Source organism: Sporosarcina sp. P25 (assembly GCF_002743235.1).
Lineage (GTDB): Bacteria > Bacillota > Bacilli > Bacillales_A > Planococcaceae > Sporosarcina > Sporosarcina ureae_B.
This window is the reverse complement of record NZ_PDYV01000004.1, coordinates 37,567-61,362: the sequence shown is the minus strand read 5'-3', so window position 1 is coordinate 61,362 and position 23,796 is coordinate 37,567. Positions and strand designations below refer to the sequence as shown.

Below are 23,796 nucleotides of genomic sequence, written 5' to 3'. Positions count from 1 at the left end.
CTTCATCATATAGAGGGAAAGCATAGGGTAAATAACTAAATAGAGCGGTTAACAAGTAGTATAGAGCGGTTGTTTCATAGGTTTGAGCGGTTAGAACATGCCATAGAGCGGGTATGCAAGAACTATGAGCGCTTGAGGATAGGTTTGAGCGGTTAAGCCATTTCTATGAGCATTTATTAATTCACCAAGCCCCTCTCTAATATGTCAATCTTCGAATATACAAAAACGACTTGCCTTCTCTCTATAGAGGAAGCAAGTCGTTTTATCAGATGTTATCTAGTACTTTCACAATCTCTTCATAATCAGGATGTCCTTTATGAAGATACATAACGAAGTGATCTACCTTGATCACGCCCAACTGCTCTGTCTTACTGCCGATATAGACAGGAAGATTACCTGTATCTTCAACTATTTCAAGACGTTTGTCAGATGGATCTAGTTTATAAAGATGCAATGGAAGCAAAGCATCTCCATTGATCGTTACAGTCATACCACTTTCCGCTCTAAACATATCCATCGCAGCTTCAGCAGGTTCGCTTACTGTGAAGCCTGTCTCTTCTAGCTGACTTACCACTTTCTGATATAACTCTTCATCTTCCACTGCCGCCACAACGACTTCCTCTTGTTCTAGAATTTCAGGGGTTAGTTCAGGTATGTTTTCTGCTGGTTTTGCTTCTTCTTTATCGCTGCAAGCAACTAATACTAATGATAAACAGCTTAGTACTGTGGCATAAATAAACCACTTTTTCATAATGCTCATCTATTGATATCCTTTCTACGTGAAACCTTTTCTATCATTATTATACATCATTCTACAATTATTCTTAATATAAATCGTATTTCTAGACAAATAGTTGGCTACAAATTATGATAAATATACAGTACATAATAACTTGTACTTATTAGTATTAATTATTAGTTGATAATAATTATAAATAAGGCTTTCTTTTTGTATTAGGCTTTGATACAATTATATTCATAGGTTACAAACCAACAACTGAGGAGGAATAGATTTTGAATAACAATGATAATAATTCTCAAAAAAGAAAATTGACAACCGCTGCGGGAGCACCAGTAGTTGATAACCAAAACTCTATGTCTGCTGGTCCAAGAGGTCCGCTTCTATTGCAAGATGTTTGGTTACTTGAAAAGTTAGCACATTTTGATCGCGAAGTTATTCCTGAACGTCGTATGCACGCAAAAGGATCTGGAGCATATGGTACTTTCACAGTGACGCATGATATTACAAAGTATACGAAAGCAAAGTTATTTTCAGAGATTGGTAAACAGACGGAGATGTTCGCACGCTTTTCTACAGTTGCAGGCGAACGTGGTGCAGCCGATGCAGAACGCGATATCCGCGGATTTTCTTTGAAGTTCTATACTGAGGAAGGAAACTGGGACATGGTCGGAAATAATACACCTGTATTCTTCTTCCGCGATCCATTGCAATTCCCAGACTTGAATCACGCAGTCAAACGTGATCCACGTACAAACTTACGTAGTGCAACAAACAACTGGGATTTCTGGACTGGACTTCCTGAAGCACTACATCAGATCACTATTCTAATGAGCGACCGTGGTATTCCTCGTTCATTCCGTGAAATGCATGGTTTCGGTAGCCATACATTCAGTATGATCAATGCAAATAACGAACGCCACTGGGTAAAGTTCCATTTCCGTTCCCAGCAAGGTATTGAAAATATGTCAGATGAACAGGCTGCAGCAACTGTTGCAACGGATCGTGAAAGTTCACAACGTGATTTACTCAGCAATATCGACAATGGCAATTTCCCTAAATGGAAAATGTATATTCAAGTTATGACGGAAGAAGAAGCAATGGAAATGCCATATAATCCATTCGATTTAACAAAGGTTTGGTACAAAAAAGACTTCCCATTGATTGAAGTCGGTGAATTCGAATTGAACCGCAACCCTGAAAACTACTTTGCTGAAGTAGAGCAAGCTGCGTTTACACCAGCCGCGGTCGTTCCAGGCATTGGATTCTCGCCTGATAAAATGTTGCAAGCCCGTCTATTCTCTTATGGCGATGCGCAGCGTTATCGCTTAGGTGTCAATCACCACCAGATTCCCGTTAATGCTCCAAAATGTCCGTTCCACAGCTTCCACCGTGATGGGGCAATGCGCGTTGATGGCAATTTGGGCTCTACTCCTCACTATGAACCAAACAGCTATGGTGAATGGCAAGAACAACCAGACTTCAAAGAGCCGCCACTAAAAATTTACGGCGACGCAGACCACTGGGACTTCCGTGAAGATGACGATGACTACTTCACACAACCTGGAAAGTTATTTAATATTTTGAATCTAGAAGAGCAGCAGCGTCTATACGAGAATACTGCGCGAAATATGGGTGACGCTCCAAAAGAAATCAAAATCAAACATATCCGTCACTGCTACCTGGCAGATCCGAAATACGGTGAAGGTGTAGCGAAAGCGTTGGATATTTCCATGGCAGATGTAGATATTGAAAATACAACAACGATTGTAGAAGAATAACAGCATATAAAAAACCGCTTGGAGAATTACTCCAAGCGGTTTTTGCAATCTACGCTTTATCGCCTACACCATTTAATATATTGGCAATCAGAAGTCCAAGAACAACTGCCATCACACTCATGACAAACGGCGTACCACTTTCAGGCATGCCTGGAAAAATCACGAAAACCGATCCGATGATTAACCCCATGATGACGGCAAACATCCCCGTATGGAAATTAGCAAGAAGGTAGCGAATTAGTTTACTGCTGATTATAAACCCGAAGACTATACCACAACCCGTCGCGATAATAACCGGTATATTAAAGTCTGAAATAGCTGTAATGACTGTCGCATAAACACCTAATAACAGTAAAATGAATGACCCACTGATACCTGGCAACAGCATCGCCATACTCCCCGCCCATCCCGATAGGAATAGAATGATCGTATTTTTCACTGTTAGATGAGTGATAGATATTGGATCAATCGGATTCATAAAAGCAGTAGAAGCTAATGCTGCTGCCACCACTACCATCAACATCATATGACGGAATGTAAAGTTCTTTCTCAGTCCTGCTTGCTTTGAAACAAATGGAATAACACCCACAATCAACCCCAAAAAGAAGTATTGAGTAGGTTCATGATAATGCTTCAATAAATAGGAGATAACTTTACTAAATAGAATGATTGTCGCACCCATCCCGATACCAAGAGGAATGAGGAAACCAATATGTTTCTTCCAGTCTTTACTAAAAAATCCGCTTATTGAAATAAGCAACTGATCATAGATGCCTAATATAAATGCAATCGTTCCGCCACTTACTCCGGGAACCAAGTCACTGATGCCCATCAAAAACCCGCGGTATAAATTTCTCCATTCCATTCTCATTGTTCCTCCAATTATTTCAGTCCGTTTAGTATATCACGCTGTGCTACACTAATTACAGCTTACCATTATTTATTTTCTTTATATGTTACAGCTATTTGGACAGAATATAAATTTCTGTACGTTAATAGGACTGTACAAAACAAAAGTTGTTCCATTGTTAGACAAAAACAATGGAACAACTTCATTAATAATCATCCATTTCAGATACCGTCACGAATTTATAACCTTGAGACTGCAAATTTTCAAGTACCGCGTCCAGTCCATCAGCGGTCGATTTATGAATATCATGCATCAAAATGATACTGCCTGCACGGGCATCTTCTGCAATATGCTCCAATAACAATTCAGGGTCATTGTGCTCCCAGTCCAATGTATCTACATTCCATAAAACAACAGGTAATTTCGTGCTTTCTCGTACTCGATCATCAACAGCACCATATGGGGGTCTGAAAACAGTTGCCGGCTGTCCGGTTATCGCTTCAATGATATCGGATGTACCCTTGACTTCACCTTGAAGTGCAACATCCGTGATCTCTGTCAAGGAAGGATGATTCCATGAGTGGTTACCTATCTCATGGCCAGCTTCAGCTACTTTCTTAGCGACGCCAGGATATGAATGAACTCTATTGCCGAGCATAAAAAATGTAGCTTTTGCATCGTATTTTTCAAGCGTCTCTAAAATTCTTACCGTATAAATTGGATCAGGACCATCATCAAACGTCAGAGCAATCGTCTTTTCCTTTTTAGTATCATCTGTTGCTACTTGGAATTCCTTTGCTAAGAATGGATTCAATTTGCGTAGTGGAATTTCTACTGTTGCCGGTCCAGCTTGTCTCTTTGTAAATTCACCTGTTCCAAAATAAAGAAATAATGAATCATCTGTCAAGGCGAAGTTGCGGTAGTTTACCCACATAGGCTCAGTAGGTCGCCATACACTTTCCTTAATCACATCGCCTTCTAACAAAGGACTATGATGAATTTCGTCACGCACTACACTCGCCATTCGTTTTAGCTTTTCCAAATTATGATCCACAATATCTTCAATCGTTACTTCTTCCCCTGTTTCAGGATTGATATGAAATGTGTGTATCTCCATTTGACTATCTTGATCAGCATAGTACGTAACAGCTCGCATGACAAAAGAATAATTACCCGAAAGATGCTGAAGCGTTTCAAAAGATACATCTAACTTGGACACTTTATTTTCCGTTTGTTGCTCTTCGGCATATCTTGTTTTCAATTCATCTATATAATCTAACACTTGCTGATTAAAGTCATCATATTCTGTTTGGGGATAACGAATGATAAAAGGATACTTTGAGTCTTTAGGTATCTCGGTAAACATTTTAATACCTGGATAAGGCGATATAATCGATTCAACCGACACTTCTTGTTTCGGCGCGGGTATAATTTCATGTGTTACGGGTTTAGTAGAGCTGGTATCTTTAGTTTTCACTACATTCACTATTAATAGTAGCGTAATAGATATTAGGGTAATGATAGTGATAATTAATGCACTATCGATCCATGTTGATCGACGTCTTTTATTTGTTTCGTTCATGAAAAAACTCCTTTACTACACACTCACCAGCTTTACATATACATTACAGTTTACTAGCAATAGAACTACTATACCCTTTACGTTCAAAAAGTATTCTGTACTCCACTCTTATATTTTACAATCTGCTACCTTTAATTTCAATGGACATGTATGAAGGTTTTTCCATCTCCTAGTATACAACAAATCCATGATGATACAAAGGTGTGTATGTAATGATGTGTTGCTTTAAAAAAAGATTTTTACTTGGAATAGCTTTTTGAATCCTTTTCTCGAAAATGAAATTATGCTATACTATTCTGGGCCCGATTCTTGCAAATTCGGGTTCAAGGGACATACAATCCCTTTGTACACACCGATCTCGGCTGTTGTCTATTGCAAAGATCAAACAGAAGGCGGTAATTTACATGGAAAAGAAAGACTATCGAGTATTATTGTTTTATAAGTATGTAACGATCGAGGAGCCTGAAGAGTTTGCGGCTGCACATTTGGAATTCTGTAAGGAAACTGGATTAAAAGGACGTATTCTTGTCGGTGCAGAAGGCATCAACGGTACTTGTTCAGGAACAATTGAACAAACGGATGCGTATATGGAGCATATGAAAGCTGATCCACGTTTTGCTGATGTATGGTTCAAAATTGATGAAACAGATGGCCACGCATTCAAAAAAATGCACGTTCGCTTCCGTCCGGAGATTGTAAATCTCAGCTTACCTGAAGATGTCAATCCGTTAGAGCTTACAGGTGAATATTTGGAACCAGAAGAGTTCTTACAACAAATGCAAGATGAGAACACTATTGTTTTGGATGCTCGTAATGATTATGAGTATGACCTAGGTCATTTCCGTGGTGCGATACGCCCGGATATTGAAAACTTCCGTGATCTTCCTGAATGGGTAGTTGAAAACAAAGAACAACTTGAAGGCAAGAAAATTCTTGCGTATTGTACGGGTGGGATTCGTTGTGAGAAGTTCACTGGCTGGTTGAAACGTGAAGGATTCGAAGATGTAGCACATTTGCACGGCGGTATCGTTTCTTACGGTAAAGACCCTAAAGCAAAAGGACAGTTATGGGACGGTCAATGCTACGTATTCGATGAGCGTATTGCGGTTCCCATCAACCAAGTGGAGCACGTCATCGTGGGACGCGACCATTTTGACGGCACACCTTGTGAACGCTATGTAAACTGTGCAAATCCCGAGTGTAATGCAAAAATTCTATGCTCAGAAGAGAATGAACATTTCTATATGCGCAGTTGTTCAGACGACTGCCGTACACATCCTCGTAATCGTTATTTTGTAGAACACGATATGACAGTGGATGAATATGACGCACGAATGGCAAAAATTGAAGCATCACGTGCTCGTGAAACCATTTCATAATACGTGAACAGCCAGCATCCTTTTATAGGAAGCTGGCTGTTTGTTTGATTATGTACTGATTTGCAAAATTATTTACATATTTTCCTATACCTGCTCATCCAAACTTTCCTGCTATATAATCTTTCGTTTCGGAAAATAGTGGGTTAGTAAATAGTGTCGCTGTCTGTCCATATTCTTTTACTTCACCATTCAAAAAGAAAGCTGTGAAATCAGATATGCGCGCAGCTTGTTGCATATTATGCGTTACGATGATAATCGTATAGTGCTCTTTTAACGTTTGGATCAGTTCTTCCACTTTGGCAGTAGAGATCGGATCTAGGGCTGAAGTAGGTTCATCCATCAATAAAATCTCCGGCTTAGTCGCTAATGTGCGTGCAATGGTTAGCCGTTGCTGTTGTCCGCCCGAAAGACCTGTAGCAGACTGGTCCAAATGATCTTTTACTTCGTCCCATAAAGCAGCAGCGCGCAGATTTTCTTCTACGATTTCATCCAGTACTTTTTTATTCTTTTCTCCATGAATACGAGGTCCATACGCAATGTTTTCATAAATTGAGAACGGAAAGACTGACGCATGTTGAAATACCATTCCTACTTTCTTTCGCAATTCTACTGGATCAATTGAAGGCTCTGTTATATTTTCATTACCGATCCAAATTGCCCCTTCTGTCTTCACTTTGGGAATCAGATCATTCATACGGTTCATTGTCCGCAAAAAAGTTGATTTTCCACATCCCGATGGCCCTATAAGTGCAGTAATTTTCTTTTCTTCAAACTTCAAATTGATATCTTTTAATGCATGATGGGAATTATAATAGAAGTGTAGATTTTCTGTTTGAATGATTGATCGTTCGATGGTCTCCACTACATTCATTTCAATCTCCCCTATCCAATGCGTCCATTAATATAATGTGCGGTTTGTTCATGATGTGGATTAGTAAAAATTTGTTCAGTGGATCCATGCTCAATGACACGCCCCATGTAAAAATACGCTACTTCATCCGAGACACGTGCTGCTTGTTGCATATTATGTGTGACAATCACGATCGTATAATCTTTTTTTAATTGTGATATCAGTTCTTCTATTTTTGCTGTCGATACGGGATCAAGTGCAGATGCAGGTTCATCTAGTAATAACACGCTTGGTTGCATTGCAAGTGCCCTGGCGATACAAAGACGTTGTTGTTGCCCACCTGAAAGGCGCAAAGCTGATGTATGTAATTGATCTTTTACTTCTTCCCACAATGCTGCTTTTTTTAGATTCTCTTCTACAATTCTTTGTAATTCCCTCTTATCCTTTACTCCGTGGCGCATAGGTCCAGCGGCTACATTCTTAAAAATAGATTTGGCAAAAGGGACAGGTCTTTGAAATACCATTCCAATCTGTTTGCGTACTTCATGTATATTTACATTGGATGAATGCAAGTCTATCCCTTCATAATAGATGTTTCCTTCCGTACGACATGAATCGATGTCATCATTCATTCGATTAATAGAACGCAGGAAAGTAGATTTCCCACATCCCGACGGACCGATTAATGCCGTAACGGATTGTTTTGGGAATGATAGACTGACTTGATCAACAGCACAATGTCCACCATAATAGACCGATAAATCGGTAGTTTGCAATACTGAACTGCGTTGAAAATCAGGACTGTCCGCTAATTTAACTCTATTCGTTTTCATTTTGACAGGCTGTAAAGCGACCGATTGCATACATATCCTCCTTTAATTGGCACCCATTTTTTTAAACATCAAGTTACCGATAAAGCGTGATGTGAAATTAAAGAATAAAATCGAGATGATCAATAATGCCGCCGCTCCGTCAGAGATCGCTGCTGCGTCTGGCATAATTCCCTCGCCGTTAATTTTCCAAATGTGAACCGCCATTGTTTCAGCTGGCCTAAATGGATTTAAAGGAGATGTTGGTGACAACGGATTCCAATTGGTGAAATCTATGATCGGTGTGCTCATTCCTGCTGTGTAAATCAAAGCAGCCGCCTCGCCGAATACTCTTCCTGATGCTAAAATGACACCCGTCACAATACCAGGTAGTGCCGCTGGAAGTATGATTGTCGTAATCGTTTCCCATTTTGAAAAACCAAGCGCCCATCCTGCTTCACGTTGTGATTTCGGCACGTTATGAATTGATTGTTCCACAACTCGTACGAGTAAAGGTAGATTGAATAGTGAAAGTGCGAAGGCACCTGACAAAATCGAAAAACCCCAGCCCATATACAAAACGAAAAAGAGGAATCCAAACAATCCAACCACTATAGAAGGTAATGAAGATAGCACTTCAATCAGGACGCGAATACAACGAATGATCCAATGATCTTTTGCATATTCAGCTAAATAAATACCCGCACCAATCGCAATCGGCACTGAAATCATCAGTGTCAAAACGAGTAAATAAAAGGAATTAAATAGTTGAGGTCCCACTCCTCCTCCTTCTTTGAAAATCTGAGGAGGTGACGTGATGAATTGCCAGCTTAGCTGAGGAATACCTTTGACAAAGACAAATCCAAGCAAGCCTGCCAAAACCGTAATGATGATGCCTACAATGACATATAGCCCAGCCGTGGCGAGCCGGTCTTTACTTTTAGCTGACATTACTTACTTTTCCCCTTTCCAATCATTCGTACTGTAATCGTGAAGAATAGCGACATCAGTAAAAGTATGAGCGCGAGTGACCAGAGCGCATTATTTTCAGTTTGTCCCATCACCGTATACCCCATGCCCATTGTTAAAATACTAGTAACTGTGGAGGCTGGTTCGAATAAAGAGTGCGGAATGACAGAAGCATTCCCAATAACCATCTGTACTGCGAGAGCTTCACCGAATGCTCGTGCCATTCCGAAAATAATCGCCATCAGTAAGCCAGGTTTCGCAGTTTTCAATACCACTTTACAAATCATTTGCCATCTTGTGGAACCTAGCGCCAATGATGCTTCACGCAATGAACGTGGCACAGACTGAATAGCGTCCAGTGCTAAACTTGTGACTGTCGGTAAGATCATGACGGATAACACAATAGTGCCCGCTGCAATACCAAATCCGCTACCTGGAAATAGATCGCGTAAAAAAGGTACGACGACACTTAATCCGATAAACCCATAGACGACTGAAGGTATACCTACTAACAACTCGATCACAGGCTGCATAATTCTTTTTCCCGCATTTGGTGCAATCTCGCTCATGAAAATGGCTGCGCCAATTGCAAGCGGTCCGGCAATTAAAGCGGATATTCCTGTAACCGCCAATGAACCGACTATAAATGGCAAAGCTCCAATAATAGGTTTACCCAGGGAATTTACTTCCGCTGGGTTCCAAGTCGTACCAGTTAAAAAGTCTTTAACACTACCATCATTTGTAATGAACGTAGACAAACCTTTTGAAAAAACTAAAAACAGAATGGCTATAGTGATGGCTGCAGTCAAAGCCACTGAAAGGAAGGTAAGCCATTTTCCGAACCGTTCCATTCGCATTTTACTACTTTTTCTATACAATGGATGTTCTGTCTCTTTGACCATCTTCGCCATCATGTACGCTCCTTTCGAGATAGGAGGAATTTATAAGTTTCTATCATTTTCCTTTAACAGTTCCTTCCGCATCACGTTCTACTTGCATTCCCGTTACCGGTAAGTAGTCCATTTCAGGAAGTATAGTTTGCTGCACTTCATCCGAAAGTATATACTCGATCAAGTCCTTTGCAAGACCTGTTGCTTCACCATTAGTATACATATGCTGGTAAGCCCAAATTTCCCACTTATTCGATTCGACATTTTCTTGGTTTGGTGTCACACCATTAACCCGTAGAGCTGTAGTCGTTTCATCGAAGTAAGAAAATGCTAAGTAGCTGATTGCTCCTGGTGTTTCACTGACAATTTTTCGTACCGTACCCGAAGAGTCTTGTTCTTGAGCCTCGAGTGGTTGTTTTCCTTGCAATACTAATGCTTCAAAAGTAGCGCGTGTTCCAGATCCTTTTGCACGGTTGATGACAATAATTTCTTGATCCATCCCGCCAAGTTCTTTCCAGTTTGTGATTTCTCCTGTAAAGATTCCAATCAATTCTTCAGTCGTAACATCTTCTACACCCGTTTCTGGGTGACTTACCGGACCCATTCCAACAACCGCAACTTTATGGTCAACTAAGTTACCCGCGTCCACGCCTTCTTTTTCTTCCGCGAATATATCCGAGTTTCCAATGTCTACTGCACCTTCGCTGATTTTACTTAACCCAGTACCGCTCCCTCCACCTTGGACATTGATAACCGAGCCTGGATTTTTTAACGTATACTGCTGTGCTGCAGCTTCAACTAAAGGTTGTAGTGCACTTGATCCTACTGCCGTGATGGGTTCAGTTTGTTGTTTAGCTTCTCCCTTTTCACTATCACTTGCTTTCGTACTACTACAAGCCGCGACCACCCACGTACAAAGTAAAACAAATGCCAATACGGTTATTCGATTACGTTTCCTCATCATTGCGCCCCCTAGGATATTTCGTTTTAGTAGTGACTTTCTACTGCTTCTTTACTATAAGCAATGAATATTAAAGGCTGATGAAAGAAACGTAAAGGTTGTGTAAAGGTTCTGTATAGATAGATAATTTAGTGGATCTCTGTAATATGAAAGGAATACTAATGCTTAAACATTAATAAAAGGCCAACGACACAACCCTTTATGGTTTGTCTTTAGCCTTCGTATGTATCAAAAATATTCAGTTTGTCACTTCTTCGAATTTATAACCAAATCCTCTGACAGTCTTAATATAGACTGGACTTTTTGTATCCGGTTCAATTTTTTCCCTCAGGTGACTAATATGAACATCTACGATACGAGAATCTCCAGTGTAGTCATAATTCCATATCGCATTTAGCAACTGCTCACGGTGTAGTACTTTACCTGAATGTCGCATTAAGTATAAAAGCAGCTCAAATTCTTTAGGAGTCAATTCCAAGGGGCTTCCATCCAAAAAGGCTTCAATTCGATCTGGATAAACTAGTAAACGTCCATTACTTAGTTCCGTTCCCAGTTCTTTTACTTGTGCAGAATTCTGTAACTCTATTCTGCGCAAGATAGCTTTTACACGCGCAAGTACCTCTCGTGGGCTAAATGGTTTTGTTAAATAATCATCTGCTCCAAGTTCCAGCCCAAGGACTTTATCGAATTCATCCCCTTTCGCTGTCAACATTAAAATGGGTGTATGAATTTTTTCTTGGCGAAGTTTTTTGCATACATCCATGCCATCCATGCCGGGCAGCATAATATCGAGCAATAGTAAATCCGGTTCTTCAGAAAGCGTCATTGCAATGGCTGTATTACCATCTCGGGCTATATACACAGTGTATCCTGCCTGCTCCAAGTTGTATTGCAAAAGAGTAGCTATTGACTGTTCATCTTCCACAACCAAAATCTTTTTCATTTGGTTAGCTCCTTTACCGCTAGATCATTAATTTTTCTGAAAGTCTACGTCTCTACTCTACTTTGACGTCAAGAAAATGTCCACTCAAATCTTTTTTGTTGTAAATACAGTATGAGGTTCATTCAAATTAAATGACTTGGCCTGATACTATATGTACAGCCGAATTTTCATGTCAGTGCAATTAATTGACATCGGTACTTCATGCTAGTAACCTTGTACTTAAGCTTACTTTTAGTTAGTTGATAAGTTGAAATATTGATTACACAGGAGGAATTTTTATGACACTAGCAATGCAAAGAGAAATTCATTTAGCTAACCGACCAAAAGGCTTGCCTACTATGGAAGCTTTCAATTTTGTGGAAAAACCTATGCCTGAGCTGAAAGACCATGAAGTTCTGATTCGTACGCTATATGTATCAGTTGACCCGTACATGCGAGGAAGAATGATAGATGCGAAATCTTATATCCCTCCATTTAAACTGGATGAAGTGATTACTGGAGGAGTCGTTGGTGAAGTAACAAAATCTACTTCCGATTCATTCAAACCAGGAGATTTCGTTGTAGGAAATTTGAATTGGGCAGAATATACGGCAGCTTCCGAGAAAGAAGTACGTAAAGTCGATCCAAATATCGCCCCGATCACTACACATCTAGGCATCCTTGGTATGACAGGGCTCACTGCATACTTCGGTTTACTCGATATCGGTAAACCGCAAGAAGGTGAAACTGTCGTCGTTTCTGGCGCTGCCGGAGCAGTTGGTTCAGTAGTAGGCCAAATCGCCAAAATGAAAGGTGCCAAAGTGATCGGAATTGCAGGTTCTCAAGAAAAAATCGAGTATTTAAAAAATGAACTCGGATTTGATGAGGCTGTCAATTATAAATTAGACAGCTTTAAAGAAGACTTAGCTAAAGTTGCCACTGACGGTGTAGATGTCTACTTTGACAATGTCGGCGGCGAAGTGACGGATGCAGTCTTTACATTACTAAATAAACATGCGCGAATTGCGTTATGCGGTGCTATTTCCTCTTACAATAAAGAACAACAAGACATCGGTCCTCGTCTTCAATCTACAATGATCAAAACAAGCGCTTTGATGAAAGGCTTTACAATAGGAGATTATGCGGCAGACTTCGCTACTGCATCCACTGATTTAGGTAAATGGCTATCAGAAGGCAAGTTGAAGTATGAAGAAACGATTGTCGAAGGCTTTGACAATATTCCAGATGCGTTTCTTGGGTTATTCGATGGAACCAATTTAGGAAAACAACTGGTCAAAGTCGCTGATTATGAAACAACAAAGCACTAAACAGAATGCAATGAAAAAAGGCTATCTCGAGTAATTCCCGGGATAGCCTTTTATATTACTTGCATAGAAAACACCTTGTACAGTGAAAAAATCTCCATACAAGGTGCATAGTTTTTATTAACCGAATACGCTCGTACTGTGCAATGGTTGCACTTTTGCTTTCGGATCGAGGAACGCTTTCGCGTGGCTGATGGCAACCGGCGCTTCGCCCATACCTACTGCAATCAATTTCACTTTGCCATCGTATGTTGTGACGTCACCCGCTGCATATATGCCTTCGATATTCGTCTCCATGCGAGAGTTCACTTTAATCGAATTACGATCCATATCTAAGCCCCAGTCTTTCAAAGGACCGAGTGAGGAAATGTTGCCGTAATTGACTACTACATGATCAAATGTTAGTTCTTTCACGCTGCCGTCTTTTTCCTTTAAAATGACTTTATCTAATGTATCTCCGTCGCCATGTAACTCACTTACAGCATGTGAAGTTAAAACAGTAATACTAGATTCGCGCAATTGATTGACACTGGTTTCATGCGCAGTGAAACGTTCTCTACGGTGAACAAGCGTTACCTCGCTTGCGATATCTTCAAGCATCAATGCCCAGTCTAGTGCAGAGTCTCCCCCGCCACAAACACAGATATTCTGATCTTTAAACATAGACAAGTCCTTAATACCGTAGTGCAATGTTTTGCCTTCAAAAATCGGTTCTTCTTTCAAACCGATTTTACGCGGTTGAAAAGCACCAATTCCCGCAGTTAACAAAATAGTCCGTGTCAAATGCTGTCCTTTGTCAGTTGTTAAAACAAAGTGGTCATCCTTCTTTTCTATGGACAATGCCGCTTCTCCTAAACAAATTTCAGGTTTTGCATAGTGCGCTTGCGTCACTAAGTTTGCCACTAAATCTTTCGCCAAGATTTTAGGGAATCCGCCTACATCATAAATGTATTTATCAGGATATAGCTCGATTAATTGGCCGCCAAGCTGTGGCAAACTATCGATAATTTTGACAGACATCTCACGCATACCCGCGTAGAACGAAGAGAATAATCCAGTTGGGCCTCCGCCGATAATCGTAATATCCACTATTTCATGATTCATTTAAAACACTCCTATAATTAATTCTTTAATGAGAAGCTATTGGGGTGTACCACTTATGTTTCTCTAGTCTATTATCCCCTATACGAAAGAGAAAAACATCTATTTTGTATTCAGATTTCAGGAAAATGTTCTGTGCAGAATTGCTCTGCTGATGCTTGTTCTTCTTCGTCCCACTCCACGTCAAATGGGCTTTCCGTTGCCAATTCATAAAATTGGTACGTAAGCATCTTTCGTTGGCCATCCTTCACAGAATATAGCATACGTAAGCCAGTACCCTCTTCTTTGAACAGTTCATCTTCTTCATCTAGCTTAACTGTCAATAGAAATTCGTAGCGCTGACCGTCGATAATACCTGTTGGATCTACCAGTTCTTGTACTTTACCATTTACTATTTGCATTCAATTTCTCCTTCTTCCCGCTCACTTAGAGTTTACTCTCTCTATCCTACATCATTTCATAAGATTGTGGCAATTTATGAACGTCACTTTCGATAAATAGTTTGCTTTTCTTTACTGGTTGCTAGAAAATGAAGGGATAGTTACATTATATAGAAACGAGGAGGAGTGCAATGCTTACTTTTGAAGAGTATGAGTATACTCGCCCGGATATCGAAAAACTGCAAACAGAATTCAAGACTGCACTTGAACAGTTTAAACAAGCAAACTCATTTGAAGATCAAGCCGCAATAATGGAGCATATAAACATGTTGACGAGTGATTACAGTACAGCAGAAAACATCATGTATATCCGTTCTTCGATTGATACGAATGATAAATTTTATCAAGATGAACGGGATTATTTTGATGAGATTGGTCCTCAATTTCAAGCTTTGCAAAGCGATTATTACCAAGCTGTAATCTCTACGCCTTTTCGAGCACAATTAGAAGATAAATGGGGCCCACAGCTATTTAAGCTTGCGGAAAATGCCATTCGTTCGTATTCAGATGAAGTCTTGCCTCTTTTACAGCAAGAAAACAAATTAGTTTCCGAATACTCCAACCTCGTCGCTTCAGCACAAATCGAGTTTCAAGGTAAAACGCTGACATTGGCACAACTTGGACCATTTAAAGAGTCACTTGATCGCTCGGTTAGAAAAGATGCTATGAATGCCACTGCTGACTTTTACGCGTCAAATGAAGTTCATTTTGATAGAATTTTTGATCGTCTCGTTGCAGTACGTCATGAAATCGCTACAACACTCGGATTTAAAAACTTTACAGAACTAGGATATATTCGTATGGACCGGATCGGCTATGATGTACATATGATGGAACACTTCCGAAATCAGATTCGGACACATGTAGTGCCATTAGCTGAGAAGATTCGAGGTATGCAAAGGCGACGAATAGGGATTTCTGAAATGAAGTTCTATGATGAACCATTGCATTACCCCGAGGGAAACCCTCAACCTAAAGGTTCCCCTGAATGGATTTTGGAAAATGGGCAAAAAATGTATCAAGAGCTATCGCGTGAAACCGGACGTTTTTTTGATTATATGAAACGTAAAAATTTATTGGATTTGGTGGCAAAAAAAGGCAAAGAGGCTGGCGGCTATTGTACATTTATAGATAATTATGATTCTCCGTTCATTTTCTCTAACTTTAATGGAACTTCAGGTGATATTGACGTGTTGACGCATGAAGCAGGCCATGCATTCCAAGTATATTCAAGCCGTTCGATTGGCATCCCCGAATACATTTGGCCAACGACTGAAGCTGCAGAAATTCATTCCATGAGTATGGAGTTTTTCACTTGGTTTTGGATGGATCGCTTTTTTGGTAGCGATGCAGAACGTTATCGTTATGCACATTTACTTGAAAGTGTATTGTTTTTACCATATGGAGTTGCGGTAGATGAGTTTCAGCAACGCATCTATGACCATCCTGACATGACACCAAGTGAACGTAAAGCGGTATGGAAAGATCTTGAAACCATTTATTTACCTAATCGGGATTATGATGGACATCCCTATTTAGAACAAGGTGGTTTTTGGCAGAGACAAGGTCATATCTATGAAGTGCCGTTTTATTACATTGATTATGCTTTGGCACAAATCTGTGCGCTCCAATTTTGGCAACGATCCTTAGATGACTTCGATGGTGCATGGACGGATTATTTGGCACTGTGTCAATTAGGTGGAAGTAAATCATTTTTAGAGCTTGTTGCAACGGCACACTTGAAGTCACCATTTGAAGATGGGACGGTTGAGTCAATCATGGATTTCGTTAGTGATTGGCTAGTTGAACATAAGATCTTTTGATTATAAGCAATACAAAAGGATGTACAGAATGTCGTTTGACGACTTTCTGTACATCCTTTTTAGGACTCAACCGCGTGGTATAAAGAATATTGATCTTTGCCTTTTTTCTTCGAATCGTATAAAGCGAGATCGGCTTTATGATAAAGTGTATGAATAGTATCTGTCTTTTCCGCTATTGCAATTCCAATACTGATAGATAAATGAATATGATCATTTTCCAAATAGCTGAATGACTCTCTCATTGCTTCAAGCATACTGTTCGCCCGTTCTGTGACTTCATCGATAGTCATGCGTGAAAACAGAACCACAAACTCATCACCGCCGATTCGAGCGGCCAACTGATCTTTTCCGCTTTCTTTATCAATAATTTTTGCGGCTCGGACTAATAATTTATCGCCTTCTCCATGCCCTAAAGAATCATTTACGGATTTGAAATTATCTAAATCAATAATCATGAACTGTAATGGACCTCTTTTTTGATGAAGCCATTTTACTGCGGCATCTTCAAATGCCGCCCTGTTCTTTAATCCTGTCAATACATCATGGAATGCAAGATGAACAGGTTTTGCGATCATTTTAGCAAGAACAATGGACAAGATAATTGTGATGATAGAGATCGCTACCGTTTGGAATAGAAATTGATTACGGTACGAAGTTAGAACTCTTGAAAAAGGCACATCATGATACGCAATTTCGACTACCCTATTAGTAGATAATCCAGGTACTGTATCCGCTTTATATGGTATGTATCTATAGGTTATGAGTTTGCCTTCTTCTTTAACAGTTGTTTCTTTAATTTCAAAGTTTTTATAGGATGCTTCGAAAACCGCTCTTCTGGAAGGATTGATTTTCTCTTCTTTGCCTATCTCTCGCTCCCCTAACAATAAACCTAAATAATTATATACATTCACTGACTTAATCTGTTCGTTTTCACTTTCTAATCTACTCATCGTATCTAAAAAGTTGAATTCCTTAAAGACCAGTTTGTCTTCCAGGTAATACCCCAACTCAATTATGTAATTCTTATCCGGCGTTGGCATATAACTGAATTTCTTAAATTCTCCTGTTTCCTGTTGAATATCAAGTGCATCGTGAGAAAATATGCCAAGTTCCCTTCGTTCCGTTAATAAAGAGCTGAATCTCGCGCAACATTCATTAAAATTCAATCCTATATCGGGTGTATAACTGCTTGCAATCACTTCGTTGTTTTTATCAATAATAAAGATATCCATACCGCTTTCTGCTCTCAAAGCTTGAAAATCCCATTTTAAAAAATTAGGTTGTTTTTCGTATTTTTCGAGTAAGCTGTATGAGTATTCTTTCATGTTTTCTGCGCGTTCAATATCTAGTAGATTATATACTTTATCGATTGTGACAAGACTTGTTATGATTTCATCTTCCGCCATTTGAATTTGTATTTCTAAACCCATTTCCACGTTCTTTTTCAGTCGAATATAATCTGCTATGACAATAATCAATGACAAAAGCAACGTGAAAGAAATCAGGATACCCGTTAACTTTATACGAAAATTCTTATCCACTTCATGGCACCCCTTCACGCTTTCATCCAGTAAAACATCTGACAATAGTATAGCATAGATCTAGGCCATTAGAACCGTACGATATGATATTTTTTACTTTACTTACTTTTTTTACTTTATTTATAAAAAAGCAAAAAGCCGTATAGGCTCTTTGCTTTTCATTTCACAACTATAGTAAAAATCACATTAACCCTTTCGCATTACCAGCCGAATCGACATCCATATTGAGCGCTGCTGGTTTTTTTGGTAAACCAGGCATCGTCATAATATCGCCTGTCAAACAAACTAAGAATCCAGCACCAAGTTTCGGTAAAATATTGCGGATGGTGATCGTAAAGTCTGTTGGACGTCCTAACTTTTTGGGATCATCAGAAAACGAGTACTGCGTCTTCGCCATACAGACTGGCAACAGATCCCAGCCATTCTTTTTGATTTCCGCTAAATCTTTCTTTGCCTGATCGGTAAATAAAACGCCTGTGCCACCATATACTTTTTGAACAATCGCTGTGAGTTTTTCTTCTACTGATTGCTCTACTTCATAAATTGGCGCGAAATTATTTGGCTCTTCCATCACTTTTAAGACTTCTTTCGCCAATGCTTCTCCGCCTGCTCCACCGTCTTGCCATACATCCGTTAAAGCCATTTTTACGTCATGGTCCTGACACCACTTCTGGACTATCTGCAATTCACTATCAGAGTCCCCTACAAAATGATTAAGCGCGACGACAGGTTGCACGCCGAACGATAGAATCGTCTCAATATGCTTTTCCAAATTAACTAAACCTTTTTCTACAGCTTGACTATTCTCCGCTTTTAATTCCTGCTTCGCTACTCCGCCATGCATTTTAAGCGCACGAATCGTTGTCACAAGAACGACTGCATCCGGCTGGAATTTACCGATGCGCGCTTTAATATCCATAAACTTTTCTGCACCTAAATCTGATCCAAACCCTGCTTCTGTCACGACATAGTCAGCCAGATTACGCGCTGTATTTGTTGCGATCAACGAGTTACAGCCATGCGCAATATTTGCAAATGGTCCACCGTGAATTAGAGCGGGTGTGCCTTCGATCGTTTGAACGAGATTTGGTTTGAATGCATCTTTAAGCAGAAGCGTCAACGCACCCTCTACGCCTAAATCACGCACAGTCACAGCTTCTTTTTCATACGTATAGCCAATCACAATTTCGGACAAGCGCTCTTTCAAGTCTTGTAAGCTAGTCGCCAGACAGAATACAGCCATAATTTCGGACGCTACTGTAATATCAAAACCGTCTTCCCGTGGCACGCCTTGTGATGGCCCACCTAACCCAATCGTCACATGACGAAGCGCACGGTCATTCATATCCATGACGCGTTTCCATGTAATACGACGAGGATCGATGTGTAACATATTTCCCTGGTGCAAATGGTTATCAATCATCGCGCTCAACGCATTATTAACCGTTGTAATGGCATGAAGGTCTCCAGTGAAGTGCAAATTGATGTCTTCCATAGGCAGTACTTGAGAGAAGCCGCCACCCGTCGCTCCACCTTTGACACCCATTACCGGCCCTAACGACGGTTCACGCAATGCAATCATTGTTTTCTTACCTAAACGGGAAAGTGCATCACCAAGACCTACTGTCACTGTCGATTTCCCTTCTCCTGCTGGTGTTGGACTCGTAGCAGTTACAAGTACGACTTTCGCTTGTGAAGTATTTTTTGGAATGAGGTCTACATTGATCTTCGCTTTGTATTTACCATATCGCTCTAACGCATCCAATGGAATTCCTGCTTTGTCTGCTATGTTTTCAATTGGTTGCATAGTTGCTTTTGATGCGATTTCCAAATCTGTCAGAGTCTTAACTTCTTTCGTCACTACTTCCACTGCCTCTCTATACCGGTTATGTTGTTTATTTCGAAATAGCTAAAACGATTTTACCAAATTGTACACTGTCATCCAGCATAGTAAATGCCTCACTTGTTTTTTCAAGAGGAATCACTGAATCAATAACAGGATGGAGTTGATGCTCTTCAACTAACGCTAACATATCCCGTAATTCTTCCCGACTTCCCATCGTAGTGCCTAGTAACGAATACTGACCATAAAAGAAATCACGTAAGTTCAGTTCGACGGTATCTTCTGTAGTGGCACCAAATACTACGATCCGACCGCCTTTTTTAAGAATTTCAAGAGAACGATTGAATGTTGCCCTTCCCACACTCTCAATCACAAGATCCACACGTTCATCTTTTAGTTCTGTAGGCCAATCGCTATTCGTATCGATTGCTATATCCGCACCGATGTTCATTGCGTGATTTCTTTTCTCTTCACTTCTAGACGTCACGATAACACGCGCTCCCATTTTCTTTGCAAATTGAATCATATAGGTCGCGACTCCACTTCCTGCTCCAGGAATAAAGACGGTTTGCCCTTCTTCTATTTGGCCCCTCGTCACTAGTGCCCGATAACCTGTAAGTCCCGCTAGAGCGATAACTGCAGATTCATTCCATGTGAGATGTGTCGGCTTTTTCTCTAACTGTTCTGAGGATATGCAAATCTTCTCAGCAAATGTACCATGATTCGGCATACCTAGAATATCAAATTCAGCTGGAGGCGCGTCGCTTTCTTCGAACCAGCGAAGGGAAGGATTAATTATGACTTCGTCGCCTATGTTCCAACCAGTTACACCTTCTCCGATTGATTCAATCGTGCCTGCGCCGTCTGACCCTAGTACCAGTGGTTCTTTAGCGTCTCCACGTCGTTTGGGTATAGCCGTATCACGTCGATTTAATCCTGCTGTTTTCAATGCGACAATTACTTCACCGTTTCCAGCTGAGGGATCGGCGATATCTGTATAGTGCAGCTCACCATTTTCATGAACGAATGCTTTCAATCAACTCATCCTCCTTAGGTTTATCTACGATTCTATCATAACGTATTTCATTCTATTTTCCTACATTTCATGCTATTTGATTATTCATTATTTTGTATTAGAGGAAGTCACTGACATGGTGTTGGGTAGGGGATTTCCGTTCCGAGCGGACGCTTTCCTGCGGGAGTCGCCGCTCGGAACGGAAATCCCTGCACAGTAAATAGTAGTTACTTTTTGTTAAGCATTAAAGTCAGGATAGTAAATAGTACTGATCTGGATCTACACTTAAGCCAAGAATAAGTTCAAAGACTACAACAATAACCACTCTACTGCCAGTAAATGATCTACATCTATTTATGCAGGATTCAATCGGAAGTTAGGGTGACTCAGGGAGGATCAAGCCCGACAGGTGAGACATTCAGAAGGAGCTTTCGACTTGGCGAGCTCACCGCACGGTCCGTGGGAAAGCGTCCGCCGACTGGAGCTTCCATCCCCCTCGTACTCTCAAACTTATTCATTATACTTACCCTATTTAGATTTTAAGCTTCAGATTATACAAAAATAACCCTAGAAGTATAATCACTTCTAGGGCCATTTTTATAGTGTGCGTCTTTTATATTTAGCTAATTCAAGTAATTCTAGTACATCTTTCTTAGGAAGACGGATCGCTAACTCCATTAGTTCTTTCTCAGCCGATCGACGTCCTTTTCCGCTTCGGTACTTCTCTTTATTCACTGCGTCGATTTCTGCATATAGCTCATCAATTTCTGTTGGCCATTTACCAGAGGATTCGACATTCATCGTTTCACGAAGACGATCATAAAGTGATTCTACTGTATTACCTGTCGCTTTGAAATACGGAGTAAATGTTACTTCACCCATAATCAGCTCGTCGGTAGAAACAGAAAAACGCTCGGAAATTTTAGCGATCCATGCAGCAGATGGTGCGTTCTTACCACGCTCCCAATCTTTAATTCGACTAGCTGATGTGCCAATTGCCGCTCCAAATGCCATCATCGATAGTCCTCGACGTTCTCTCAGTGCCTTTAAACGCAATCCAAAATCATCCTTACTCCATTCGTTCAACGAAATACCCCCTGTATGACCTGTATTGTATTAATTTTATTATCAAAACAGTCTTTTTGTCAATTTATTTATTTATGAAATTTTTACTAAAGTTAAAATTGCGATGAAGCCACTGATACCAATTAGTAGCCGCTTCTTTGACGTGCGTAGTTTTCTTCATTTTTATCAATATATGCTTGAATAATTTGATCTTCAGTAAAACCGAGCGTATTCGCAAGTGCTCCGTAATTCACCCAGATCTCTTTATAATCTTCAAATGTTAATGAATCCAAGAATGTATAAATAGATTGACCCGTTTGAATAAACTGTTGTGTAAGATTTTGCTCTTTAACATCACGTGTTGGCCATTCTTCCAATCCGTCAAAGTTTTTTTCAATTCCTAAAGATAATAAGAAGTGGATAGAATCCACATACTCTTCTAAAATGACATGATCTGCTGAAGGACCTTTTGTGCTCCAGAATTTAAAACAACGTGTTTCGTTAGCCAACTCGGAAAGTTCGACTAATAATGCCAAACCTCTTTCAGTAAATGTTTCCTTCGTTTGATGATTTTTTTGAATATATGTATCGAGCGCTCTTTGCATTTCAAATAGTTGATGTAATTTCAATTAAATTCCCTCCACCATTTCGCTATAAAGTGAAACCTTTTCCCCTACTCATCCGTATAGTACAGTACTATATCGTTTGCAGGAGCTGATTTCATGGTTTTATTGATCCGCGTCTTCATTATAGCATTGGTTATTTATTTATTTTATGCCGGCATTCGCTATTTGACAGATGCTAAGCGAAAGCTGGACGAAGCGTATGAAAAAGAACACTATTATTTTTATGATGACGTGAAAAATATCCGTAAAAATTTCTTTATTACGTATAAAGGTGCGATGTTTGAAGGTGAGAAATATCTAGGCACCACAACTGATTCCTTTGATGTAGTTTCCATTTTCATTTGGGTGAAAAATGAAGCGAATTTACAAGGTATGACGAAAGAAGATTTTCTTTTTCTCGAATCTGAAGTTCGGACGAATTATCCTCATGCTGAAATCAACTGGAAGAACCCAATTGAACAATTAATGAAATCTTGATGAAACGGAAATAGCCGAAAAAGCTATTTCCTTTTTTATATTAAAATGTAATAGCTGTTGGTACTTTTACACCATATACCGCTAGTAATAGCACGATGTCGATCATCATCAAAAGTAGAAATCCAATACGGAAATGGGTCTTTCTTGTTTTGTGATGAAAGAATTGCATACCAAAGTACGCACCCACTCCACCACCAAGCAGTGCCAATAACCATAAATTTCTTTCAGGCACACGTTGCTGTTTCTTTTTAGCTTGTCGTTTATCGTATCCCATTGCCCCAAATGCCCAGAGTGATAGGATGACCATATAAATCAATAGAGTTTGTGCCATTTCAGCCATTCCTCCATACGAAAAAATCCACTTTCATTTCCATATAAGAATGAAAACGAAAGTGGATTTTGGTTCATCTTATTTTGCTACAGATTTTTTTGCTGTCTCTGCAAGTTGTGCAAATGCTGATGCATCTGTCACTGCAAGTTCTGCAAGCATCTTACGGTTAACATCGATGCCAGCTACTTTCAAGCCGTGCATTAATGTGCTGTATGAAATACCATTCACACGAGCAGCCGCGTTGATACGTGTAATCCATAGTCTACGGAAGTCACGTTTTTTGTTACGACGATCACGGTAAGCATAGTTATAAGATTTCATTACCTGTTGGTTTGCTACCTTATAAAGTCTATGTTTTGAACCGAAATAACCTTTTGCTAATTTCAATACTTTTTTATGACGCTTGCGCGTTACTGTTCCACCTTTTACGCGTGGCATAGTGCATTACCTCCTGCTTATCCTATAAGTGTGTGTTCG

General features: G+C 39.9%; 23 protein-coding genes. 5 read left to right on the top strand and 18 right to left on the bottom strand.

Annotated features, from left to right (window positions below; all coding sequences use genetic code 11):
• Nucleotides 1-265 precede the first annotated feature (265 nt).
• Nucleotides 266-760 carry a hypothetical protein gene (locus tag CSV70_RS05130; protein ID WP_085131170.1) on the bottom strand — a complete coding sequence of 165 codons (495 nt, stop codon included), beginning with the start codon at nucleotides 758-760 and terminating at the stop codon, nucleotides 266-268.
• 335 nt (nucleotides 761-1,095) lie between these two features.
• On the opposite strand from CSV70_RS05130, the gene CSV70_RS05125 reads away from it, so the two are divergent.
• Nucleotides 1,096-2,520 (top strand): catalase, encoded by a 1,425-nt coding sequence (locus tag CSV70_RS05125; RefSeq protein ID WP_233191761.1) that lies wholly within the window; start codon nucleotides 1,096-1,098, stop codon nucleotides 2,518-2,520.
• Between the two features lie 49 nt (nucleotides 2,521-2,569).
• Here CSV70_RS05125 and CSV70_RS05120 read toward each other — a convergent pair whose 3' ends face one another.
• A complete protein-coding gene (locus CSV70_RS05120) occupies nucleotides 2,570-3,385 on the bottom strand; it encodes a DUF368 domain-containing protein (RefSeq protein ID WP_099628357.1) in 816 nt (271 codons plus the stop codon).
• A gap of 190 nt (nucleotides 3,386-3,575) precedes the next feature.
• Complete coding sequence (locus CSV70_RS05115; protein WP_099628356.1) at nucleotides 3,576-4,952, bottom strand: polysaccharide deacetylase family protein; 1,377 nt, start codon at nucleotides 4,950-4,952, stop codon at nucleotides 3,576-3,578.
• A 404-nt stretch (nucleotides 4,953-5,356) separates the two neighbouring features.
• On the opposite strand from CSV70_RS05115, the gene trhO reads away from it, so the two are divergent.
• Complete coding sequence (gene trhO / locus CSV70_RS05110; protein WP_085131174.1) at nucleotides 5,357-6,331, top strand: oxygen-dependent tRNA uridine(34) hydroxylase TrhO; 975 nt, start codon at nucleotides 5,357-5,359, stop codon at nucleotides 6,329-6,331.
• Between the two features lie 94 nt (nucleotides 6,332-6,425).
• Here the strand turns inward: trhO and pstB (CSV70_RS05105) are convergent, their stop codons facing one another.
• The 6 genes from pstB (CSV70_RS05105) to CSV70_RS05080 all read right to left on the bottom strand — a co-directional run bounded on the left by pstB (CSV70_RS05105) (nucleotide 6,426) and on the right by CSV70_RS05080 (nucleotide 11,753).
• A complete protein-coding gene (pstB, locus tag CSV70_RS05105; RefSeq protein ID WP_099628355.1) occupies nucleotides 6,426-7,202 on the bottom strand; it encodes a phosphate ABC transporter ATP-binding protein PstB in 777 nt (258 codons plus the stop codon).
• 11 nt (nucleotides 7,203-7,213) lie between these two features.
• Nucleotides 7,214-8,014 carry a phosphate ABC transporter ATP-binding protein PstB gene (gene pstB, locus CSV70_RS05100; RefSeq protein ID WP_099628414.1) on the bottom strand — a complete coding sequence of 267 codons (801 nt, stop codon included), beginning with the start codon at nucleotides 8,012-8,014 and terminating at the stop codon, nucleotides 7,214-7,216.
• 42 nt (nucleotides 8,015-8,056) lie between these two features.
• The gene (pstA, locus tag CSV70_RS05095) at nucleotides 8,057-8,941 is read right to left on the bottom strand and encodes a phosphate ABC transporter permease PstA (RefSeq protein ID WP_085131177.1); all 885 of its coding nucleotides are present in this window, start codon (nucleotides 8,939-8,941) and stop codon (nucleotides 8,057-8,059) included.
• On the bottom strand, nucleotides 8,941-9,873 hold the full coding sequence (gene pstC / locus CSV70_RS05090; RefSeq protein ID WP_369802573.1) for a phosphate ABC transporter permease subunit PstC: 933 nt from the start codon (nucleotides 9,871-9,873) through the stop codon (nucleotides 8,941-8,943). Before pstC ends, pstA begins: the two co-directional genes overlap by 1 nt.
• A gap of 40 nt (nucleotides 9,874-9,913) precedes the next feature.
• Nucleotides 9,914-10,810, bottom strand: a complete 897-nt coding sequence (locus CSV70_RS05085; protein WP_085131179.1) for a phosphate ABC transporter substrate-binding protein PstS family protein — start codon at nucleotides 10,808-10,810, stop codon at nucleotides 9,914-9,916.
• A 238-nt stretch (nucleotides 10,811-11,048) separates the two neighbouring features.
• Nucleotides 11,049-11,753 (bottom strand): response regulator transcription factor, encoded by a 705-nt coding sequence (locus tag CSV70_RS05080; RefSeq protein WP_085131180.1) that lies wholly within the window; start codon nucleotides 11,751-11,753, stop codon nucleotides 11,049-11,051.
• 278 nt (nucleotides 11,754-12,031) lie between these two features.
• Between CSV70_RS05080 and CSV70_RS05075 the strand changes: the two genes are divergently transcribed.
• Entirely contained in the window at nucleotides 12,032-13,060 is a 1,029-nt protein-coding gene (locus CSV70_RS05075) for an NADP-dependent oxidoreductase (RefSeq protein WP_233191757.1), read from the top strand.
• Between the two features lie 117 nt (nucleotides 13,061-13,177).
• Here the strand turns inward: CSV70_RS05075 and CSV70_RS05070 are convergent, their stop codons facing one another.
• Entirely contained in the window at nucleotides 13,178-14,161 is a 984-nt protein-coding gene (locus CSV70_RS05070; protein WP_099626798.1) for an NAD(P)/FAD-dependent oxidoreductase, read from the bottom strand.
• A 110-nt stretch (nucleotides 14,162-14,271) separates the two neighbouring features.
• Nucleotides 14,272-14,559 carry a DUF6509 family protein gene (locus CSV70_RS05065; protein ID WP_085131182.1) on the bottom strand — a complete coding sequence of 96 codons (288 nt, stop codon included), beginning with the start codon at nucleotides 14,557-14,559 and terminating at the stop codon, nucleotides 14,272-14,274.
• Nucleotides 14,560-14,729: 170 nt separating this feature from the next.
• On the opposite strand from CSV70_RS05065, the gene CSV70_RS05060 reads away from it, so the two are divergent.
• On the top strand, nucleotides 14,730-16,421 hold the full coding sequence (locus tag CSV70_RS05060; protein WP_099628354.1) for a M3 family oligoendopeptidase: 1,692 nt from the start codon (nucleotides 14,730-14,732) through the stop codon (nucleotides 16,419-16,421).
• Nucleotides 16,422-16,480: 59 nt separating this feature from the next.
• Here CSV70_RS05060 and CSV70_RS05055 read toward each other — a convergent pair whose 3' ends face one another.
• The 5 genes from CSV70_RS05055 to CSV70_RS05035 all read right to left on the bottom strand — a co-directional run bounded on the left by CSV70_RS05055 (nucleotide 16,481) and on the right by CSV70_RS05035 (nucleotide 22,514).
• Entirely contained in the window at nucleotides 16,481-17,962 is a 1,482-nt protein-coding gene (locus CSV70_RS05055; RefSeq protein ID WP_099628353.1) for a GGDEF domain-containing protein, read from the bottom strand.
• Nucleotides 17,963-18,143: 181 nt separating this feature from the next.
• On the bottom strand, nucleotides 18,144-19,823 hold the full coding sequence (locus tag CSV70_RS05050; RefSeq protein ID WP_099628352.1) for a formate--tetrahydrofolate ligase: 1,680 nt from the start codon (nucleotides 19,821-19,823) through the stop codon (nucleotides 18,144-18,146).
• 34 nt (nucleotides 19,824-19,857) lie between these two features.
• Nucleotides 19,858-20,841 carry a zinc-binding dehydrogenase gene (locus CSV70_RS05045; protein WP_099628351.1) on the bottom strand — a complete coding sequence of 328 codons (984 nt, stop codon included), beginning with the start codon at nucleotides 20,839-20,841 and terminating at the stop codon, nucleotides 19,858-19,860.
• A gap of 576 nt (nucleotides 20,842-21,417) precedes the next feature.
• On the bottom strand, nucleotides 21,418-21,906 hold the full coding sequence (locus CSV70_RS05040; protein WP_051210452.1) for a helix-turn-helix domain-containing protein: 489 nt from the start codon (nucleotides 21,904-21,906) through the stop codon (nucleotides 21,418-21,420).
• 122 nt (nucleotides 21,907-22,028) lie between these two features.
• Complete coding sequence (locus CSV70_RS05035) at nucleotides 22,029-22,514, bottom strand: dUTP diphosphatase (protein ID WP_099628350.1); 486 nt, start codon at nucleotides 22,512-22,514, stop codon at nucleotides 22,029-22,031.
• A 93-nt stretch (nucleotides 22,515-22,607) separates the two neighbouring features.
• On the opposite strand from CSV70_RS05035, the gene CSV70_RS05030 reads away from it, so the two are divergent.
• Nucleotides 22,608-22,988 carry a sigma-w pathway protein ysdB gene (locus CSV70_RS05030; RefSeq protein ID WP_099628349.1) on the top strand — a complete coding sequence of 127 codons (381 nt, stop codon included), beginning with the start codon at nucleotides 22,608-22,610 and terminating at the stop codon, nucleotides 22,986-22,988.
• Nucleotides 22,989-23,028: 40 nt separating this feature from the next.
• On the opposite strand, the gene CSV70_RS05025 is transcribed toward CSV70_RS05030, so the two are convergent.
• Both CSV70_RS05025 and rplT read right to left on the bottom strand, forming a co-directional pair.
• Complete coding sequence (locus tag CSV70_RS05025; protein WP_099626790.1) at nucleotides 23,029-23,319, bottom strand: DUF1294 domain-containing protein; 291 nt, start codon at nucleotides 23,317-23,319, stop codon at nucleotides 23,029-23,031.
• A gap of 78 nt (nucleotides 23,320-23,397) precedes the next feature.
• The gene (gene rplT / locus CSV70_RS05020; RefSeq protein ID WP_085131190.1) at nucleotides 23,398-23,757 is read right to left on the bottom strand and encodes a 50S ribosomal protein L20; all 360 of its coding nucleotides are present in this window, start codon (nucleotides 23,755-23,757) and stop codon (nucleotides 23,398-23,400) included.
• Nucleotides 23,758-23,796: the final 39 nt, after the last annotated feature.